This window comes from Mesorhizobium sp. W050 (assembly GCF_054719535.1).
Map to the genome: position 1 here is coordinate 1,986,091 of NZ_JBTTIH010000001.1, position 16,038 is coordinate 2,002,128.

19 protein-coding genes are annotated in these 16,038 nt (G+C 62.4%); 10 read left to right on the plus strand and 9 right to left on the minus strand.

What is annotated here, in order from left to right:
• Positions 1-100: 100 nt before the first annotated feature.
• The gene (locus ACYG9Y_RS09460) at positions 101-1,474 is read left to right on the plus strand and encodes a class II 3-deoxy-7-phosphoheptulonate synthase (RefSeq protein ID WP_023738961.1); all 1,374 of its coding nucleotides are present in this window, start codon (positions 101-103) and stop codon (positions 1,472-1,474) included.
• A 61-nt stretch (positions 1,475-1,535) separates the two neighbouring features.
• On the opposite strand, the gene ACYG9Y_RS09465 is transcribed toward ACYG9Y_RS09460, so the two are convergent.
• The 3 genes from ACYG9Y_RS09465 to ACYG9Y_RS09475 form a co-directional block, all read right to left on the minus strand.
• A complete protein-coding gene (locus ACYG9Y_RS09465; protein ID WP_023738960.1) occupies positions 1,536-2,306 on the minus strand; it encodes an RES family NAD+ phosphorylase in 771 nt (256 codons plus the stop codon).
• Positions 2,266-2,661 (minus strand): MbcA/ParS/Xre antitoxin family protein, encoded by a 396-nt coding sequence (locus tag ACYG9Y_RS09470; RefSeq protein ID WP_023667557.1) that lies wholly within the window; start codon positions 2,659-2,661, stop codon positions 2,266-2,268. The genes ACYG9Y_RS09465 and ACYG9Y_RS09470 overlap by 41 nt, the downstream gene beginning before the upstream one ends.
• 105 nt (positions 2,662-2,766) lie before the next feature.
• Positions 2,767-3,837, minus strand: coding sequence for a GGDEF domain-containing protein (locus ACYG9Y_RS09475; protein WP_023681555.1), 1,071 nt, complete (start codon positions 3,835-3,837; stop codon positions 2,767-2,769).
• 338 nt (positions 3,838-4,175) lie between these two features.
• Between ACYG9Y_RS09475 and ACYG9Y_RS09480 the strand changes: the two genes are divergently transcribed.
• From ACYG9Y_RS09480 to ACYG9Y_RS09490, 3 genes are all read left to right on the plus strand, one after another.
• Positions 4,176-4,595 carry a GFA family protein gene (locus tag ACYG9Y_RS09480; protein ID WP_023738959.1) on the plus strand — a complete coding sequence of 140 codons (420 nt, stop codon included), beginning with the start codon at positions 4,176-4,178 and terminating at the stop codon, positions 4,593-4,595.
• A 75-nt stretch (positions 4,596-4,670) separates the two neighbouring features.
• Entirely contained in the window at positions 4,671-5,030 is a 360-nt protein-coding gene (locus ACYG9Y_RS09485) for a diacylglycerol kinase (RefSeq protein ID WP_023667554.1), read from the plus strand.
• Between the two features lie 43 nt (positions 5,031-5,073).
• Positions 5,074-5,661: a hemerythrin domain-containing protein gene (locus ACYG9Y_RS09490; protein WP_023738958.1), complete on the plus strand. Its 588-nt coding sequence runs from the start codon at positions 5,074-5,076 to the stop codon at positions 5,659-5,661.
• Positions 5,662-5,664: 3 nt separating this feature from the next.
• Here ACYG9Y_RS09490 and ACYG9Y_RS09495 read toward each other — a convergent pair whose 3' ends face one another.
• Entirely contained in the window at positions 5,665-6,273 is a 609-nt protein-coding gene (locus ACYG9Y_RS09495) for a DedA family protein (RefSeq protein ID WP_023738957.1), read from the minus strand.
• Positions 6,270-6,833: a DUF1003 domain-containing protein gene (locus ACYG9Y_RS09500; protein ID WP_023667551.1), complete on the minus strand. Its 564-nt coding sequence runs from the start codon at positions 6,831-6,833 to the stop codon at positions 6,270-6,272. Before ACYG9Y_RS09500 ends, ACYG9Y_RS09495 begins: the two co-directional genes overlap by 4 nt.
• A 91-nt stretch (positions 6,834-6,924) precedes the next feature.
• Between ACYG9Y_RS09500 and ACYG9Y_RS09505 the strand changes: the two genes are divergently transcribed.
• From ACYG9Y_RS09505 to ACYG9Y_RS09530, 6 genes are all read left to right on the plus strand, one after another.
• Positions 6,925-7,641 carry a DNA-3-methyladenine glycosylase I gene (locus tag ACYG9Y_RS09505; protein ID WP_023738956.1) on the plus strand — a complete coding sequence of 239 codons (717 nt, stop codon included), beginning with the start codon at positions 6,925-6,927 and terminating at the stop codon, positions 7,639-7,641.
• 62 nt (positions 7,642-7,703) lie between these two features.
• Positions 7,704-9,419 carry an NAD+ synthase gene (locus tag ACYG9Y_RS09510; protein WP_023681548.1) on the plus strand — a complete coding sequence of 572 codons (1,716 nt, stop codon included), beginning with the start codon at positions 7,704-7,706 and terminating at the stop codon, positions 9,417-9,419.
• A 36-nt stretch (positions 9,420-9,455) separates the two neighbouring features.
• Positions 9,456-10,340 (plus strand): SPFH domain-containing protein, encoded by an 885-nt coding sequence (locus tag ACYG9Y_RS09515; RefSeq protein WP_023695413.1) that lies wholly within the window; start codon positions 9,456-9,458, stop codon positions 10,338-10,340.
• Between the two features lie 13 nt (positions 10,341-10,353).
• Entirely contained in the window at positions 10,354-11,304 is a 951-nt protein-coding gene (locus ACYG9Y_RS09520) for a diacylglycerol kinase catalytic domain-containing protein (protein WP_027050400.1), read from the plus strand.
• Between the two features lie 70 nt (positions 11,305-11,374).
• Positions 11,375-11,785, plus strand: a complete 411-nt coding sequence (locus tag ACYG9Y_RS09525; RefSeq protein ID WP_023710609.1) for a GNAT family N-acetyltransferase — start codon at positions 11,375-11,377, stop codon at positions 11,783-11,785.
• Between the two features lie 388 nt (positions 11,786-12,173).
• Positions 12,174-13,979: an ABC transporter ATP-binding protein gene (locus tag ACYG9Y_RS09530; protein WP_023738955.1), complete on the plus strand. Its 1,806-nt coding sequence runs from the start codon at positions 12,174-12,176 to the stop codon at positions 13,977-13,979.
• Positions 13,980-14,022: 43 nt separating this feature from the next.
• On the opposite strand, the gene ACYG9Y_RS09535 is transcribed toward ACYG9Y_RS09530, so the two are convergent.
• From ACYG9Y_RS09535 to ACYG9Y_RS09550, 4 genes are all read right to left on the minus strand, one after another.
• Positions 14,023-14,436: a GFA family protein gene (locus tag ACYG9Y_RS09535; RefSeq protein WP_023725741.1), complete on the minus strand. Its 414-nt coding sequence runs from the start codon at positions 14,434-14,436 to the stop codon at positions 14,023-14,025.
• 20 nt (positions 14,437-14,456) lie between these two features.
• A complete protein-coding gene (locus ACYG9Y_RS09540) occupies positions 14,457-14,921 on the minus strand; it encodes an SRPBCC family protein (RefSeq protein WP_023688339.1) in 465 nt (154 codons plus the stop codon).
• Positions 14,918-15,238, minus strand: coding sequence for an ArsR/SmtB family transcription factor (locus ACYG9Y_RS09545; protein WP_023681541.1), 321 nt, complete (start codon positions 15,236-15,238; stop codon positions 14,918-14,920). The genes ACYG9Y_RS09540 and ACYG9Y_RS09545 overlap by 4 nt, the downstream gene beginning before the upstream one ends.
• Positions 15,239-15,423: 185 nt before the next feature.
• Positions 15,424-15,921 (minus strand): NUDIX hydrolase, encoded by a 498-nt coding sequence (locus tag ACYG9Y_RS09550; RefSeq protein ID WP_023667541.1) that lies wholly within the window; start codon positions 15,919-15,921, stop codon positions 15,424-15,426.
• Positions 15,922-16,038: the final 117 nt, after the last annotated feature.

The window sequence follows — 16,038 nt, forward strand, 5'->3', positions numbered from 1 at the left end:
TCTAGAATAGAAAATCGGCTTCGTGTATGGAGCCGCCATCCCCATATGGGGCCGGGAATGGCGGGCAAAAGCCTGCTGGAAAGAGCGTTTGGGTGCAGCGATGACGAAATGGTCGCCGAATTCTTGGAGAGCAAAGCCGATCAAGCAGGTTCCTGCTTATCCGGACCTTGCCGCGCTGAAGAGCACGGAGGCCCAACTCGCCACCTTTCCGCCGCTGGTTTTTGCCGGTGAGGCGCGCAAGCTGAAGAAGCAGCTTGCGGCCGTTGCTGCCGGTGATGCATTCCTTCTGCAGGGCGGCGATTGCGCCGAGAGCTTCGCCGAGCATGGCGCGGACAACATCCGCGATTTCTTCCGCGTCTTCCTGCAGATGTCGGTGGTGCTGACCTTTGCCGGCGCGCAGCCGGTGGTGAAGGTCGGCCGTGTCGCCGGCCAGTTCGCCAAGCCGCGCTCGTCCGACAATGAGACCAAGGGCGAGGTGACGCTGCCAAGCTACCGTGGCGACATCATCAACGGCATCGAGTTCGACCCGAAGTCGCGTATTCCCGACCCGGCCCGCCAGGAAATGGCCTACCGCCAGTCGGCGGCGACGCTTAACCTGCTGCGTGCCTTCGCCCAGGGCGGCTACGCCAGCCTGGAGAATGTGCATCGCTGGATGCTGGGCTTCGTCTCCGACAGCCCGCAAGGCGAGAAGTATGGCATGCTCGCCAACCGCATCACCGAGACGATGGACTTCATGAAGGCCGTCGGCATCACCTCGGAGACCAACTACGCGCTGCGCGAGACCGACTTTTACACCAGTCACGAGGCGCTGCTGCTCGGCTATGAAGAAGCACTGACCCGCGTCGATTCGACCTCGGGCGACTGGTACGCAACGTCGGGCCACATGATCTGGATCGGCGACCGCACCCGCCAGCCCGACCATGCCCATGTCGAATATTGCCGCGGCATCAAGAACCCGCTTGGCCTCAAATGCGGCCCGTCGCTGACGGCTGACGGTCTGCTGGAGCTGATCGACCTGCTCAATCCGGAGAACGAGCCGGGCCGGCTGACGCTGATCGCCCGCTTCGGCTCCGACAAGGTCGCCGACCATTTGCCGAAGCTGGTGCGCGCGGTGCAGAAGGAAGGCCGCAGCGTGGTGTGGTCGTCCGACCCGATGCACGGCAACACGATCGAGGCCGCCGGCTACAAGACGCGGCCGTTCGACCGCATCCTCAAGGAAGTCCAGACCTTCTTCGAGGTGCATCGCGCCGAAGGCACGCATCCCGGCGGCATCCATGTCGAAATGACCGGCAAGAATGTTACCGAATGCACCGGCGGCGCCCGCGCCATCACCGCCGAGGAATTGCAGGATCGTTATCACACCCATTGCGACCCGCGCCTCAACGCCGACCAGGCGATCGAACTGGCATTCCTGGTGTCCGACCTCTTGAAGAAGAGCCATCCGGTCCAGCACAAGCAGGCCGTGAACGGCTAAGAGCCTGTTTTCAGAATTGAAATGATAAGCGCCGGAGAAATCCGGCGCTTTTTCGTTTAGATCAACGCCCGCGTTCCCAGCGCAATCCGTTGAGCCGGGGATCATTGGCGAAGGCGGTTCTGGAAAACTCGAGGCGCCTTTCCGGAAATTCGCAGATCGCTTGGACGCCGAAGGAGCCGAGCCGGATGCGCCATGTGTGCGGCTCCAGCGGCTTGGCCTTGGTAAAGCCGCGGCATGTCAGCAGCGCCACATTGACGCCCTTCGGGTCGCGCGCCGAACGGTAACGGATCGCCTCCAGCCCAGCCTCACGCGCGACATCGGCAATCGCCTGGCTGGCGGCGTAGTCGGTCGGATGCGTCCACTCAGCCTGATCGCGGTCGAGCGGCGGCCGCGTGAGGTCGACAGCCTTGTCGGTGCGGATCGCGGCGGCGAAGGCGGTGTATTCGGCGGCGTCGTGCGGCCATGGCGTGTCGGGCGAATCGGCGAAGAACAACAAGCGGTAGAAGGCCATTTCGGCGACCGCCGTCATGATCGTCTCCGCGGCATAGTAGACACCCAGGGTGCGGCCAGCGCGGCGGAAGCGCGAGCCGTAGGGATAGATCGAGCCGTAGCGGAAGGGCGTCGCCAGGAGATAGTGGAGATGCCGGCATTCCATGGGGATTTGCGGCTTGGTCTCCTCGATCAGATCCTCGAGCAGCGCCTGTTCGTCCAGCGTGTCGACGATCTTCAGCGTCGAGACGCGGTGCTGCGCCTCGACCATGCGCCAGTATTTGCCGTCGAGCCGGACGGCTTCAGACGAGAGCGCGTCGGGAGTCCAGATAGGCAATGACATCGACAAGCCCGGTAATGGTGAGGATCTTTTCAAGCGGGCTGCCATCGAAAGCCGTGTTGGCGTTCTTCAGCCATGCCCGGGCTATCGTCTCGTCACCGCCGACAATGGCATCGAGCGAACGGAACAGCCGCACGAACAGCACCGCGAGTTCGAACGGCTTGGTGCCGCGCTCCAGCAGGAATTCCTGCCTGCGCATGCGTGAAACCGTGGCTTCCGAGACGCCGATGATCGACGCAAGCACCCTGGCGGTTATATCCAAGAGTTCGGCGGCGCGCAGCGTGGCCTTGGTCAGAACCGCGTTTTCGGCCGCCGTCGCGGTGAGATCAGGGGCGGCATTGGGTTGTGTAACAGACATGGCCTCTCTCTTTCCATGGAAAATATAGTCCACTAAAATTCATATGGAAAGAGGCGGGATCCGATAAATTTGCCTGTGCCCGGGAATTGGCTGCACGCCGAAGTGTCAGTCTTTCTTGTATAGCAGCCAGTTCTTGCCCGTGCGGCCGGCCATTGTCGAGTGCCGGGTGACGCGGTTGCGCCCGCCAACCTTGGAGCGGTAGAGCGCCCGGTCCGCCTTGGTGTAAAGATCCTCCGGGCTTTCCGCTTCGGAAGCCATGCAGATGCCCATGGAAACGGTCACCGTGCCGTAATTGGCGCCGGTCTGGCTGCTGGTGAACGGCGTCTGTTCGATCAGCACGCGGATGCGTTCGGCGATCTCGTAAGTGGTATCCTCGCTGGCGCCCTCGACGATCAGCGCGAATTCCTCCCCGCCGGTGCGGGCAACGAACATGTCTTCACGGATGCTGGTCTGGAAGATTTCAGCGACGATCTGGATGATCTTGTCGCCGACCGGGTGGCCGTAGCGATCGTTGACACCCTTGAAATGGTCGATGTCGGCAAGGATCAGGGCGTTGAACAGGATCCCCTTGTTGGAGGTGTAAATCGCCGTGATTTGCTTGTCGAAGGCGCGGCGGTTCCAGATATGGGTCAAGGGGTCGGTGTCGGCGAGCCGCTTGTACTCCTCAAGCTTCGACTTGACGCTCTCCAATTCCGCCGTCTTGTCGCTCAGCGTGGTTGCAACCTGCTTGCCGTGGTCGAGGGTCGAGTTGGTGGCCGCCGCCATGGCGCTGGCGACCTTCTGCAGCAGATCCTGCGAAAGCAGGCTGCGGTTGGCGAGGCCACTCGATGTCTCATCGAGGATCTTGCCGTATTTCTCGATATGGCTACGTTCGCTGCGCAGCAGCAAGGCGATGTCCTCGAGTTCCCTGGCCAGCACGTCGCGCGCCTGCTCGACAATGCCGGGACCGTGATGCTGGGCAAAGAAAGCGCGGCCGATGCGGTCGAGATCGTCCTGCGTCGGCTGGTTGCCCAGCGCGACGACGGCCAGGCCGAGTTCGCGATTGGTGCCTTTCAGTGCTTCGTAGAAGATTTCGTAATTGCGCGGCAGGCCAAGCACGCCGAGCTGACGCATGGTCGCCACAACGGCTGTTGCAATGTCGCTGTTTCGGTCGGTCTGGACGGCTGCCGGCTGCATGTTCTGTTCACTCTGCCTCTGGGAACCATCGCAGACCGTGCGAGATGCCGCCGACCGGAGAGTGCCAGCCGTATTTCGGATCATCCTGCGAAAGACACGTCCCCAATCGCGACATTCGCTTGGCAACGACCATAGATGCGCCGGCGCTAAAGTTTCCTTAATGTGCCGCCAGGTAACGCGTCCGTTCTACCGCAGGCTGCAGAAATGGTTTGCAAAGATCCTGAGGTCAGGTCCGAACACGCCCACCCCATGTCGCATTTGCCGGTGCCCGGCTGCGGCAAAACTGAAATCCTCTCGGCCAGCGGCGAAGCCGTGAACGATGGACGGTGGAGGCAGGGATGAGCAACAACCACAGCGGATCTTGCCTGTGTGGAGCAGTGCGTTTCCAGACGCGAGGGCCGTTGCGCGGCGTCATTTATTGCCACTGTTCGCAGTGCCGCAAGCAGAGCGGGCATTTTTACGCCGCGACCAACGTCGCCGACGGCGACATCACGATAACCGGCGCCGACAACATCAGCTGGTACGAATCGTCTTCCTTTGCCAAGCGCGGCTTTTGCAAGATCTGCGGCTCGGTGCTGTTCTGGAAGCCGGGTCAGGATGCCTATGTCTCAGTTCTGGCCGGATCGTTCGACAACCCGACCGGGCTCCAAGGCCAATGCCACATCTTTGTCGGCGACAAGGGCGACTACTATACGATCGACGATGGACTGCCGCAGTTCGAGAAGTCGACGCCGACGACCAAGGTTGCGGAGGAGTGATTTTGCGGCGCCTGCCTTATTCCCTTCATCCAGCCATTGCGATATCCCCTGCCGGTGATTCGAAGGGGATGCGGCATGCAGCGGCTGATCGGTGCTTACTTCAATTCTGTGCGAGCCTTTCGCAAGCTCGCCGCCAGCGAAAGGGCATTTCAGCAGGAACTGATGCTGCTGGTGCTGGCGCTGCCGCTCGGCTGGTTCGTCTCGGTCTCGTGGCGCGGCTACGCGCTGTTGATCGGCGCGGTGCTGCTGCTCATCATGGTCGAAGTGCTGAACACCGGCATCGAGGCAGCCTGCGATGCCTTCAGTCGCGAGTTCAACGTCGACATCCAGCTCGCCAAGGACTGCGGCTCGCTGGCGGTGCTGATTTCGGTTGTTATCGTCGCCGGCGTCTGGGGAATCGCCCTCATCGAGCGCATCACGGGACTACCGATCTGATCTGAACGCTCCCATATGTTAGTCACCAAAGGAGACTGACGTCGTGGAAGCCAATTTTCTGCTGCTTGAAAGAGCCGGCCTGCCGGAAGACCTGCGCTGGCTGGCGGAAAAATATCCGCGCGAGACATGGCAGGGCCACGCCAACATCCACGGCATGGCAAACATGTGCCTGCAGCGGCACGACATGTTCCGAGAGCTGGGCGGCATGCTCACCAACGGCATTGGCGACTATCGCGAAGGCAGGCTGGCGGCGCCGGATTTCGCGCGCTGGTTCGCGCCACGCCTCAACCATTTCCTCGGCAATCTCGACGGTCACCACAATGTCGAGGACTACCAATATTTCCCGGCTTTCGCCAAGGCGGAGCCGCGCCTGAAGCGCGGCTTCGAAATCCTCGATGCCGACCATCACACCATTCATGAGGGGCTGGAGCGCAACGCCGAGACGGCGAACGCCTTCATCCGCACGCTCGAGGAGAGCGAGGACAGGCAGCGCTTCGCCGCCGACGCCTATGCGGACGAGAACAGCCGGCTGATCGCCATGCTGAAGCGGCATCTGGCCGACGAGGAAGATCTCATCATCCCGCTGATCCTCGATCGCGGCGACCGGGCTCTGGTCGAGGACGACGACTGAACCTTACGATGTGGTTTCGCTGTCGCGGGCGTCCTTGGCGCGCTCCCTGCCGGCGACGGTGCGGGCGATGAGCCAGGCAAGGATGGCGACACCCAGACCTATGGCAAGCGCGATCAGCAGCCGTTCGTGATGGAGCAGTGCCTTGCCTATCATCTGCTCGGCGCCGAGACCGAAGACGTAGCCGATGCCGCAGAACAAAGCCGCCCAGACCAGCGACGACACCGCGTTGAGGATAACGAAGCGCGCTACCGAAATGCTGGCGAAACCGGCCGCGATGCCGCCGACCAGGCGCAGGCCATAGATGTAGCGGTTGGACAGGACGAATATGTTGGGATGGGACGAGACGAGACGGTAGGCGTGGTTGAAGCCGGGCCTCGCCTTCAGTTTCAGCACCCTGGGATGGTCGGCAAAGCTGCGGCCGAGGACGAAGAAAAACGTGTCGCCGACGAAGGCGCCAATGGCGGCCGCGAGGAAAGCTTTCCAGAGGATGAAGACATGCTGATGGGCGAAGAAGCCGCCGAGGATGGCCGCACTTTCGCCTTCGGCGACACAGCCCAGGAAAACCGCGATCAACCCGTATTGCTCGATGAGGTGATGGACGATCCCGGTCATTGAGAGGTTTGCCGGCCCGACAGTTTTTCGTCTATGCGGTTCACCTGTTCGGCCAGGCGCGCAATGTCCTCGCGCACGCCGATGATCTGGCTGTGGCGCAGTTCGTCCAGCTTTTCATGCAGAGCCATGATCTCGATCTCGGCCTTGAGGTTGACCTCATAGTCATGCGCGGCGTCGATGCGGTCGCGCGCGGCCTGGCGGTTCTGCGACATCATGATCACCGGCGCCTGCAGGGCGGCGATCATCGACAGCACGAGATTGAGGAAGATGAAGGGGTAGGGATCGAATGAGTCTCGTCCCAGCAGCCACCAATTGGCGCCGATCCACAGCACCAGGAAAGCAATGAAGGACAGGATGAACGTCCACGAGCCGCCGATGCGGGCAATGGCATCGGCGATCCGGTCGCCGGCGCCCTGAAGGCCGGTGAGGCTGTCGTTGATATCCTGCGAGATGGGCTTGCGGTCGACAGTGCTCTGCAACACCCGCCGCTCGAGCTCGCTGAGGGTTTCAGGCGTTCGCCTCAACCAGCGGTTGGCAAGTTCTGGCACGGTCTTGTGCATGGATGTCTCCATAGGAAAAGCGTCGGCTTGGCAGCCTTGTTTGCATATAGGAAGATGGCGTTTCGTCAAAAGCGCGGCGCGAGGATGCAGGATGCCCGATTTCGCGAAGATTCGCGCCCGTGCTGCAAAACGCAAAGGCGGCGACGCGGTGCTGACCTCGCTGCTCGGGCCGGCGCCTGACAATGCTGCCGTTGCCGACATTACGGACGATCGCATCCTGTCGACGATGGCCGAGCGGGTATTTGCCGCCGGCTTCGTCTGGCGCGTTATCGAACAGAAATGGCCCGGGTTCGAGGACGCGTTTCTCCATTTCGAGCCGAAACGGCTGTTGTTTCAACCTGATGACTTCTGGCACGACCTGACGGCTGATCAACGCATCGTGCGCAACCCGCAGAAGATCAAATCCGTCCGCGACAACGCCGCCTTCGTTGAGCGTGTGTCGAAGGAACATGGCGGTTTCGGCAAATTCCTCGCGGAGTGGCCTGACGACGACCAGGTCGGGCTGATGGCGTATCTCGGCAAGCATGGCAGCCGGCTTGGCGGCAACACCGGCCAGTATTTCCTGCGCTGGCTGCATTGGGACGCCTTCGTCATCTCGGCCGATATGGTCGCGGTTTTGCGTGACGCCGGCCTCGACATCGCCGAAAGTCCGACGTCGAAGAGGGATCTCGACAGGATTCAGGCGCAGATCAACAAATGGGCGCAGGAAACCGGCCTGCCGCGCCGGCACATTTCGCGCATTCTGGCGATGTCGATCGGAGAGAACCATTCGCCGCAATCGCTGCGCGAATATATGGGCGACGACTGATCACCGAATTGGTCCAAACGAACGCCATTGCTCGGGCAAATTTGCCGCGCTAAACCGCACAGATGACCCAGAAGACCGCACCCGATATTCTGCGCATCGCCGTTGCCCAGCTCAACCCGACGGTCGGCGATGTCGCCGGCAACCTTGCCAAGGCGCGCGAGGCGAGGGCGGATGCCGCCCGCCAGGGCGCCGACATCGTGCTCTACACCGAGCTTTTCCTTGCCGGTTATCCGCCGGAGGATCTGGTGCTGAAGCCGGCCTTCCTCAAGGTTTGCGAGAAGGCCGCTCAGGATTTTGCCGCGGATACCTCCGATGGCGGGCCGGGCGTCATCATCGGCACGCCGCTGAAGCGCAAGAGCGGCACCCACAATTCGATCATCGTCGCCGATGGCGGCAAGATCCTCGCCGAGCGCTACAAGCTCGATTTGCCAAACTATGGCGAGTTCGACGAGAAGCGCGTCTTCCAGGCCGGGCCCGAGGCTCAGGGACCCGTCAACTTCCGTGGTGTGCGCATCGGAATTCCGATCTGCGAGGACATCTGGGGCGACGTCGGCATCTGTGAAACCCTGGCCGAGAGCGGCGCGGAAATCCTGCTGGTGCCGAACGGCTCGCCCTACTACCGCGCCAAGATGGACGTGCGCCATCAGGTCGTTATCCGCCAGGTCATCGAGACCGGTTTGCCGATGATCTATGCCAATCAGATCGGCGGCCAGGACGAGCTGATCTTCGACGGCGCCTCTTTTGCCATCGGCGCCGACAAGACGCTCGCCTTCCAGATGAGCCAGTTCGAGGAAACTGTCGACGTCACCACCTGGAAGCGCAACCGCGTCGCCGCAGGCGCGCAAAACGCAGAAGAGTTCGACGGCTGGGTCTGCTCGGAAGGGCCGATGTCGAAAATCCCCGAGCGCGAGGAGGCGGACTACCGCGCCTGCATGCTCGGCCTGCGCGACTACGTCAACAAGAACGGCTTCAAGAACGTCGTGCTGGGTCTCTCCGGCGGCATCGATTCGGCGATCTGCGCCGCATTGGCCGTCGATGCGCTCGGCGAGGAGCGGCTGCGGGCGGTGATGATGCCCTACCGCTATACCTCGGAGGATTCGCTGAAGGATGCCGAGGATTGCGCCCGTGCGCTTGGCTGCCGCTATGACATCGTGCCGATCTTCGAACCGGTCGAGGGTTTCCTACACACGCTGGCGCAGCTTTTTGAAGGCACCAAGGAAGGCATCACCGAAGAGAATCTACAGAGCCGCGCGCGCGGCACGATCCTGATGGCGATTTCCAACAAGTTCGGCTCGATGGTCGTCACCACGGGCAACAAGAGCGAGATGTCGGTGGGCTACGCCACGCTTTATGGCGACATGAATGGCGGCTTCAACCCGATAAAAGACCTCTACAAGATGCAGGTCTATGCGCTGTCGCGCTGGCGCAACAGCCATGTGCCGCCGGGCGCGCTCGGTCCCTCAGGCGAGGTGATCCCCAGGAATATCATCGACAAGGCGCCGTCGGCGGAATTGCGCGAGAACCAGACCGACCAGGATTCGCTGCCGCCCTATCCGGTGCTGGACGACATTCTGGAATGCCTGGTCGAGAACGAAATGGGCGTCGACGACATCGTCGCGCGCGGCCACGACCGGGCGACGGTGACGCGCGTCGAACATTTGCTCTACATTGCCGAGTACAAACGCCGGCAAGCGGCGCCGGGTGTGAAGATCACCCGGAAGAATTTTGGCCGCGACCGCCGCTATCCCATCACCAACCGTTTCAGGGATCGCGGCTAAACCTCTGATTAAATTGAAGAACCTTGGGGGGGACGCATGTTTATCAGCTATTTCAAGGGAACACCTGAGTATCACATCCTGCGCTTCAAGAACGGCAAGATCAGGGAGCAGGGGCGCGGCATCTCCTTCTGGTACGGCACGTTCGGCACCACGATAGCGATGGTGCCGGTGACGTCGCTCGATAACCCCTTCATCTTCACCGAGACGACGGCGAATTTCCAGGATCTGGCAATCCAGGGGTCGGTCAGCTACCGCATCATCGATCCACTCAAGGCAGCCGAAGGTTTTGATTTCAGCGCCAAGCTCAGCCGTGCCGACGTCGTCGGCGACGGCCGGGAGAAGATCGCCGAGCGCCTGGTGCTGGCGATACAGAGCCGCGCCCGCGCGGTGGTTTCGAGCATGACGCTGGAACAGGCGCTAGCCGAGGTGACCAAGCTCGGTGGCAATCTCGCCGAACTCCTGCGCAACGATCCGATTGCCGCGACCGCCGGCCTGTCGATCGAGGAGGTTCACATCACCTCGGTCCAGCCGACGCCGGAGATCCGCAAGGCGCTCCAGACCGAATATCGCGAGGCGCTGCAGCGCCAGGCCGATGCCGCGATCTATGGGCGCCGTGCCTGGGGCGTGGAGAAGGAGCGCGAGATCAAGCAGAGCGAGCTGGCGACCGAAATCGAGCTTGCCGAACGCAACAAGCTGCTGGTCGATACCGAGGCGCGCAACAAGCTGACGCTTGCCGAGGCGGAAGCCAAGGCCCAACAGCTCGAACTCACCGTCTATTCGTCGGCGCCGGCGCACGTGCTCACGGCGATGGCCTTCAAGGCCTGGGCGGAAAAGGGCGGTTCGGTCGGCAATCTGTCGATCACGCCTGATATGCTCACCAGCGCGCTCAGCCAGCTTTCCACTCCGAAAGCCGGGTCCTGAAAGGCAAGCTCGGGTGGCAAGCGACCAGAGCGGCAGGCCGATCGACCGGGTGATCGTCGTCACCCGCAAGACCGAGCTGGAGGAGCTGACGACGCGCTTCAACACGCAGGGACAGGCGCGCTTTTATCTCCGGCAGGCCGGCATGAATTTCGACCCGGTCAAGGCGGCGCATGACGTCTATCACCAGGCGCTCGACCGGGTGATGGGTTCGCTTCCCCAAGGCCTCAAACAGTTGCGGCTCGACCGCGAACTGGTCCCGCAGTTCGAATTCGGCTCCGACGCGGTGATCGCGCTCGGTCAGGACGGGCTGGTGTCCAACACCGCGAAGTACCTCCCGTACCAGCCGCTGATCGGCATCAACCCGAACCCGGCGCTTTTCGACGGCGTGTTGCTGCCGTGGAATGCCGACGATACCGAAAAGGTCCTCGGCCTGACGATCGCCGGCAAGGCGAAGCGCCAGGCGGTGGTGATGGCCGAAGCGCGCTCCAATGACGGACGCCGGCTGATCGCTTTCAACGATCTGTTCGTCGGCGCCTCGACGCATGTCTCGGCGCGCTACGAGTTGACCTATGGCGGCAGGACCGAGCGCCAGTCGTCGAGCGGCATTATCATCTCCACGGGCGCCGGCTCTACCGGCTGGCTACGCTCGGTGATGGCGGGCGCCGCGGGACTGGCTGCGGCCTATGGTGACAACTCCGTGCCGACCGTGCCGCCGCAAGGCTATGACCGCGAAGGCGAACAGCTGTTCTTTTCGGTGCGCGAACCGTTTCCGAGCAACACGACCGGCGTGTCGCTTGTGCATGGCGTCATCACCCGCGACCGGCCGCTGGTGGTTTCTTCGCGGCAGAGCAGGGGCGGCGTCATCTTCAGCGACGGGATGGAGCTCGATTTCGTCGAGTTCAATTCCGGCACCGACGTGACCATCGCGATCGCCGACCAGAAGGCCTATCTCGTGGTGCCGTAAGCGCGCCAGGTCGGTAACCAAACCACGGGCCGGACCGAAATTCGGCCGCCCTCATTCTTTGCGAGGCACCATGCCCGACTCTGAGATCAGCTTCGACATGTCACGGATCGACTTCCGGGCGACCTCCGACCTGTTGATGGCGAGTTATTGGGGCGCCGGCCGCAGCGATGAGTTTCATCGCCGCGCTTTTGCCAACTCGTTCTGCACCGCGGCCTATATCGATGGGAACCAAGTCGGTTTTGGCCGGGCCATCACCGACCGTACGGTGTTTGCCTATCTCGCCGACATCATCATCTGGCCGCAGCATCGCGGCCAAGGCATTGGCACGCAACTGGTGCGGGCGCTCATCAACCACCCTGAACTCAGCACGGTCTCGCACTGGAGCCTGTCGACCAGTGACGCGCATGGCCTTTATGAGAAGCTGGGCTTCAAGGCATCGATCGACGGCCGCTACATGCGCCTCGATCGCAACCCGGAATGAGGCATAGCGAGGGGGTTGACCGGCTGTTGTTGCAAGATAACCTCACTGGTTGGACCAGTTACGCTTTGCCACGTGCCCGGCCTTGGCGATCCTTCATGGCGTCTCTATAAGGACCGCTCCGCAAGTGCCTTGCGGGAGGTCCGAATGGCAGTATTTCACATGGTAATGCGAGGCCGCGAAGCCTAGGTCTCACCTGGCGTCCGGCGAAGGTTTGTCCTTCGCACCGATGCCGGGTCGAGCACAGGCTTCTGCCGATGCCGGTCGCCACCCGGCAAATCGGGCGCGCCGCCACCTATGCCGAACCTCCGCAGCCCCGGGCGAATTGCCCAGCGCGGTTTTCAATTTCAGACCTTACCGGGACCGGGCAGATTTGCGCCCGGATGACAACATGGCTCGTTTCCGAATCGATCTGCGTGCAAGCGCCTTTCGCAGCGTTCTTGGCTTCACGCTCAGCCACTGGCGGCGCCAGCCGTGGCGGCTTTCGCTGATCATGGGCAGCTTCCTGCTGTCGACCCTGGCCGACGTCTTGACGCCGCTCTATTCCGGCCGGCTGGTCGACGCCGTCGCCAGCAGTGCGTTGGCTGACGATGTCGCGTGGAATGCGGCAATGGCGGCGTTCTCCGCGCTCATCGCTTTGGCGCTGACCGGCGTGGTGCTGCGCAACCTGGCTTTCATGGGTATTGTCGAGCTGACGCTGAAGATGATGGCCGACGTCGCCGCCGACGCGTTCCATCGCGTGCAGCGCTTCTCAACCGACTGGCACGCCAATAGCTTTGCCGGATCGACGGTGCGCAAGGTCACGCGCGGCATGTGGGCTCTCGACCTGCTCAACGACACCATCCTGATTGCGTTGCTGCCGTCGGTCGCCATGCTGGTCGGCTCGACGTTGCTGCTCGGCTGGTTCTGGCCGCTGATGGGGCTGGTCGTGGCAGTCGGCTCGCTGCTGTTCATCACCGTGACGGCGCTGCTGTCGCTCGGCTATGTCGCGCCCGCGGCACGGCTCGCCAACAGCTGGGATACGCGGCTTGGCGGCTCGCTTGCCGATGCCGTGAGCTGCAATGCCGTGGTCAAGGGTTTCGGCGCCGAGACGCGCGAGGAAACGCGGCTTGCCAAGGTCGTCGCCAAATGGCGCGCGCGGACCAGCCGCACCTGGGTGCGCGGCACCATCAACGGCACGACGCAAGGCGCCATGCTGCTGGTGCTGCGGACGGCAGTAATCGGCCTGTCGCTGATGCTGTGGGCCTGGGGCCAGGCAAGTGCGGGCGATGTCGCCTTCGTGCTGACCTCGTTCTTCGTGCTGCAGGGCTACCTCAGGGACATCGGCACGCATATCCGCAATTTGCAGCGTTCGGTCAACGACATGGAGGAACTGGTCGATTTCCAGTCGCAACCGCTCGGCGTCGAGGACCGGCCCGGCGCCAAGCCGATCCGGATCACGCATGGCCACATCGCCTTCGATAACGTCACCTTCCACTATGGTAGCCATCGCTTGCCGCTCTACCGCGACTTTTCGGTGGAGATAGCGGCGGGCGAGCGGGTCGGACTGGTCGGCCATTCCGGCTCGGGCAAGACGACCTTCGTGAAGCTGATCCCGCGTCTCTATGATGTCAGCGGCGGCAGGATCCTGATCGATGGCCAAGACATCTCCCAGGTTGCACAGGCGTCGCTGCGCGCGCAGATTGCCATCGTCCAGCAGGAGCCCATCCTGTTCCACCGCTCGCTGGCGGAAAACATCGCCTATGCCCGTCCGGACGCCACGCAGGCCGAGATCGAGCATGCCGCCAAGCTCGCCAGCGCGCACGACTTCATCACCGGCCTGCCGAAGGGCTACGGCACGCTGGTCGGTGAACGCGGCGTGAAACTGTCGGGCGGCGAGCGCCAGCGGGTGGCGATCGCGCGCGCCTTCCTGGCGGATGCGCGCATCCTGATCCTGGACGAGGCGACATCGAGCCTCGATTCGGAATCGGAAGTGCTGATCCAGCAGGCGATGGAGCGGCTGATGGTTGGCCGCACGACGCTGGTCATCGCGCACCGTCTGTCGACGGTGCGGGCGCTGGACAGGCTGCTCGTGTTCGACCGTGGCAAGATCGTCGAGGAAGGCTCGCATGACGAGCTGATCCGGCTGAAGGGCGGCATCTACCGCCGCCTGTTCGAGCGGCAGGCGCTGGAACTGACCAAGGGCCTGGTGATCTGAGCTGAACGCAGAGCCCTATCCGAGGGATAGGGCTCTGCCTGGTTCATCCAGGCATTCGCTCGAATGGCTGAAGCGCTGGGTCGATCGTGTCCCAGGCGTGGCCGCGCACGGTGTAGGTGACCGCCTGCGGGTCGAACTGGCCGGGATCATCGAGGCTCGTGGCCTGGATAGCCGTCACCTCCGGCATGGCGACGAACGTTACGTAGACCGGCGTGCCGCAGGTCGGGCAAAAGGCCTGGGCTTTTTCATTGCCGCTGTCGGCGATCATCCGCCACGTGCTCGGCTCGCCGGTGATCTTTACGTCAGCGCGCCGGCCGAAGGTCACATAGGAACAATGGCCAGTACCGCTGCGCTTTTGGCAATCGAGGCATTGGCAGTGGTTCTGAAAGATCGGTTCGCCGCTAGCCTCATAGCGGATCGCGCCGCAGGCGCAGCCGCCGGTAAAGTGCTTGGTCATCATCGTTCTCCGCGGTTGCTTCAGGCCGATTTCGGCTTGGCGAACAGGTCGATGCCTGTGCCGGTTTCGAGGAAGGATTTCATGCTGGACAGCACGGCCGGCCAACCCTGGCTGATGCCCTTGGCCATGCCGCTGCCGGCTTCGAGCTCGTCATGGCTGACGGTCAGCTTGACCATGGTGTCGTATTCCTCGATGGCGAACGTCACCTGGCTGTGCTTGGTCGGATCGTCGGCCTGCGAGGCGTTGGCCCAGCTCATGACCAGCCGGGTTGGCGGCGAGATTTCGACGACCTTGCCAACGAGTTCGACGGTCCGTTCGTCATTGGCGCGGATGTGTTCCCATTTCGAGCCGGGCTTCCAGTCGGAGACGTTTTCGTGGCCCCAGTAGCGCTTGGCGATATCGGGCCTGGTGATGGCTTCGAACACCTTTTGTGGCGTCGATCTGATGTAGGTCACGTAGACAAAACTGGTGGTTTCCCGGGTCATTGGTCGTCTCCTTCGAGTTCTTGTTTCAGGTCGTGCAGCAGGCTCAGCCGCTGCCGTTCGAATTTTCGCACCCACCGCTCGTAGACTTCGTGCAGCGGCACGGGGTTGATGAAATGCAGCTTCTCGCGGCCACGCTTGACCGTGCTGATCAGATTGGCCGCTTCCAGAAGATCGATGTGCTGCGTGGCGGATTGCCTCGCCATGTCGAGATTTTCGCAAAGCTCGCCGAGCGTCTGGCCGTTCTTCTCACACAGAAGATCGAGCAGCATTCTGCGGGTCGGGTCGCCCAGCGCTTTGAAAACCTTGTCGGCGTCCATCGGTCTCACTCATCTTGAAGACACAATATGCAGGTAAATGCCTGCATGTCAAGCTGTGGCTAAGCTTGGCCTGAAGGGGAGGGATTTATAGTGTCGGATTGCTGGCGCGCGGAGCGAAGCACCGAGCCCGGAATCGGGGCAAGAACCGGTGCGGGCGCGCAGGACTATGCAGCGGTGGCTGTGAGCTAGGCTCTAACGACGAACTTGTCGGGATCGGCGCAGAAATGGGCGATGATCTGGCAGAGGTCCGGCTCGTTGACCATGCGTACGGCCTCGGCCCCATTGACCCATTTGCGGGTGCGCGCGCGCTTTTCCTTCCAGCGGTCGGCAACGTGCTCGACCTGCAGCGGAAACACCAGCACTTCGCAAGGGACTTCCTCGCCGGACGCGAGGGCCTTGGCGTAGAAGTAACGACCGGCCTCGAAAAGCGAAATCTTGCCACGCAATCCGGCTTCCTCGCCCGCCTCGCGCGCCGCTGCCTCGCAGAGCGGCTCCCTGGCCTCGGGCCAGCCCTTCGGCAGCACCCAACGCCCGGTGTCTCGGCTGGTGATCAGCATGATCTCGACGCCGTCTTCGTTATTGCGCCATGGCAAAGCGGCAACCTGCAGGCGACAAGGCGAAGTGCCGAAGAGCTTGCGGACCCTTTCAGCCAGATGGTCGTGTGTCGCCGGTGTCGTGAGCATCAGTGAAAGCTACCCGAGCCCTCAGAATCGTTAGCCGCCGTATGAATCTTACCGACAAGTGTAAGTCTTAAAAGTAAAAAACATCACACCGACCCGTCAAACTGCGCCAACAGCTGT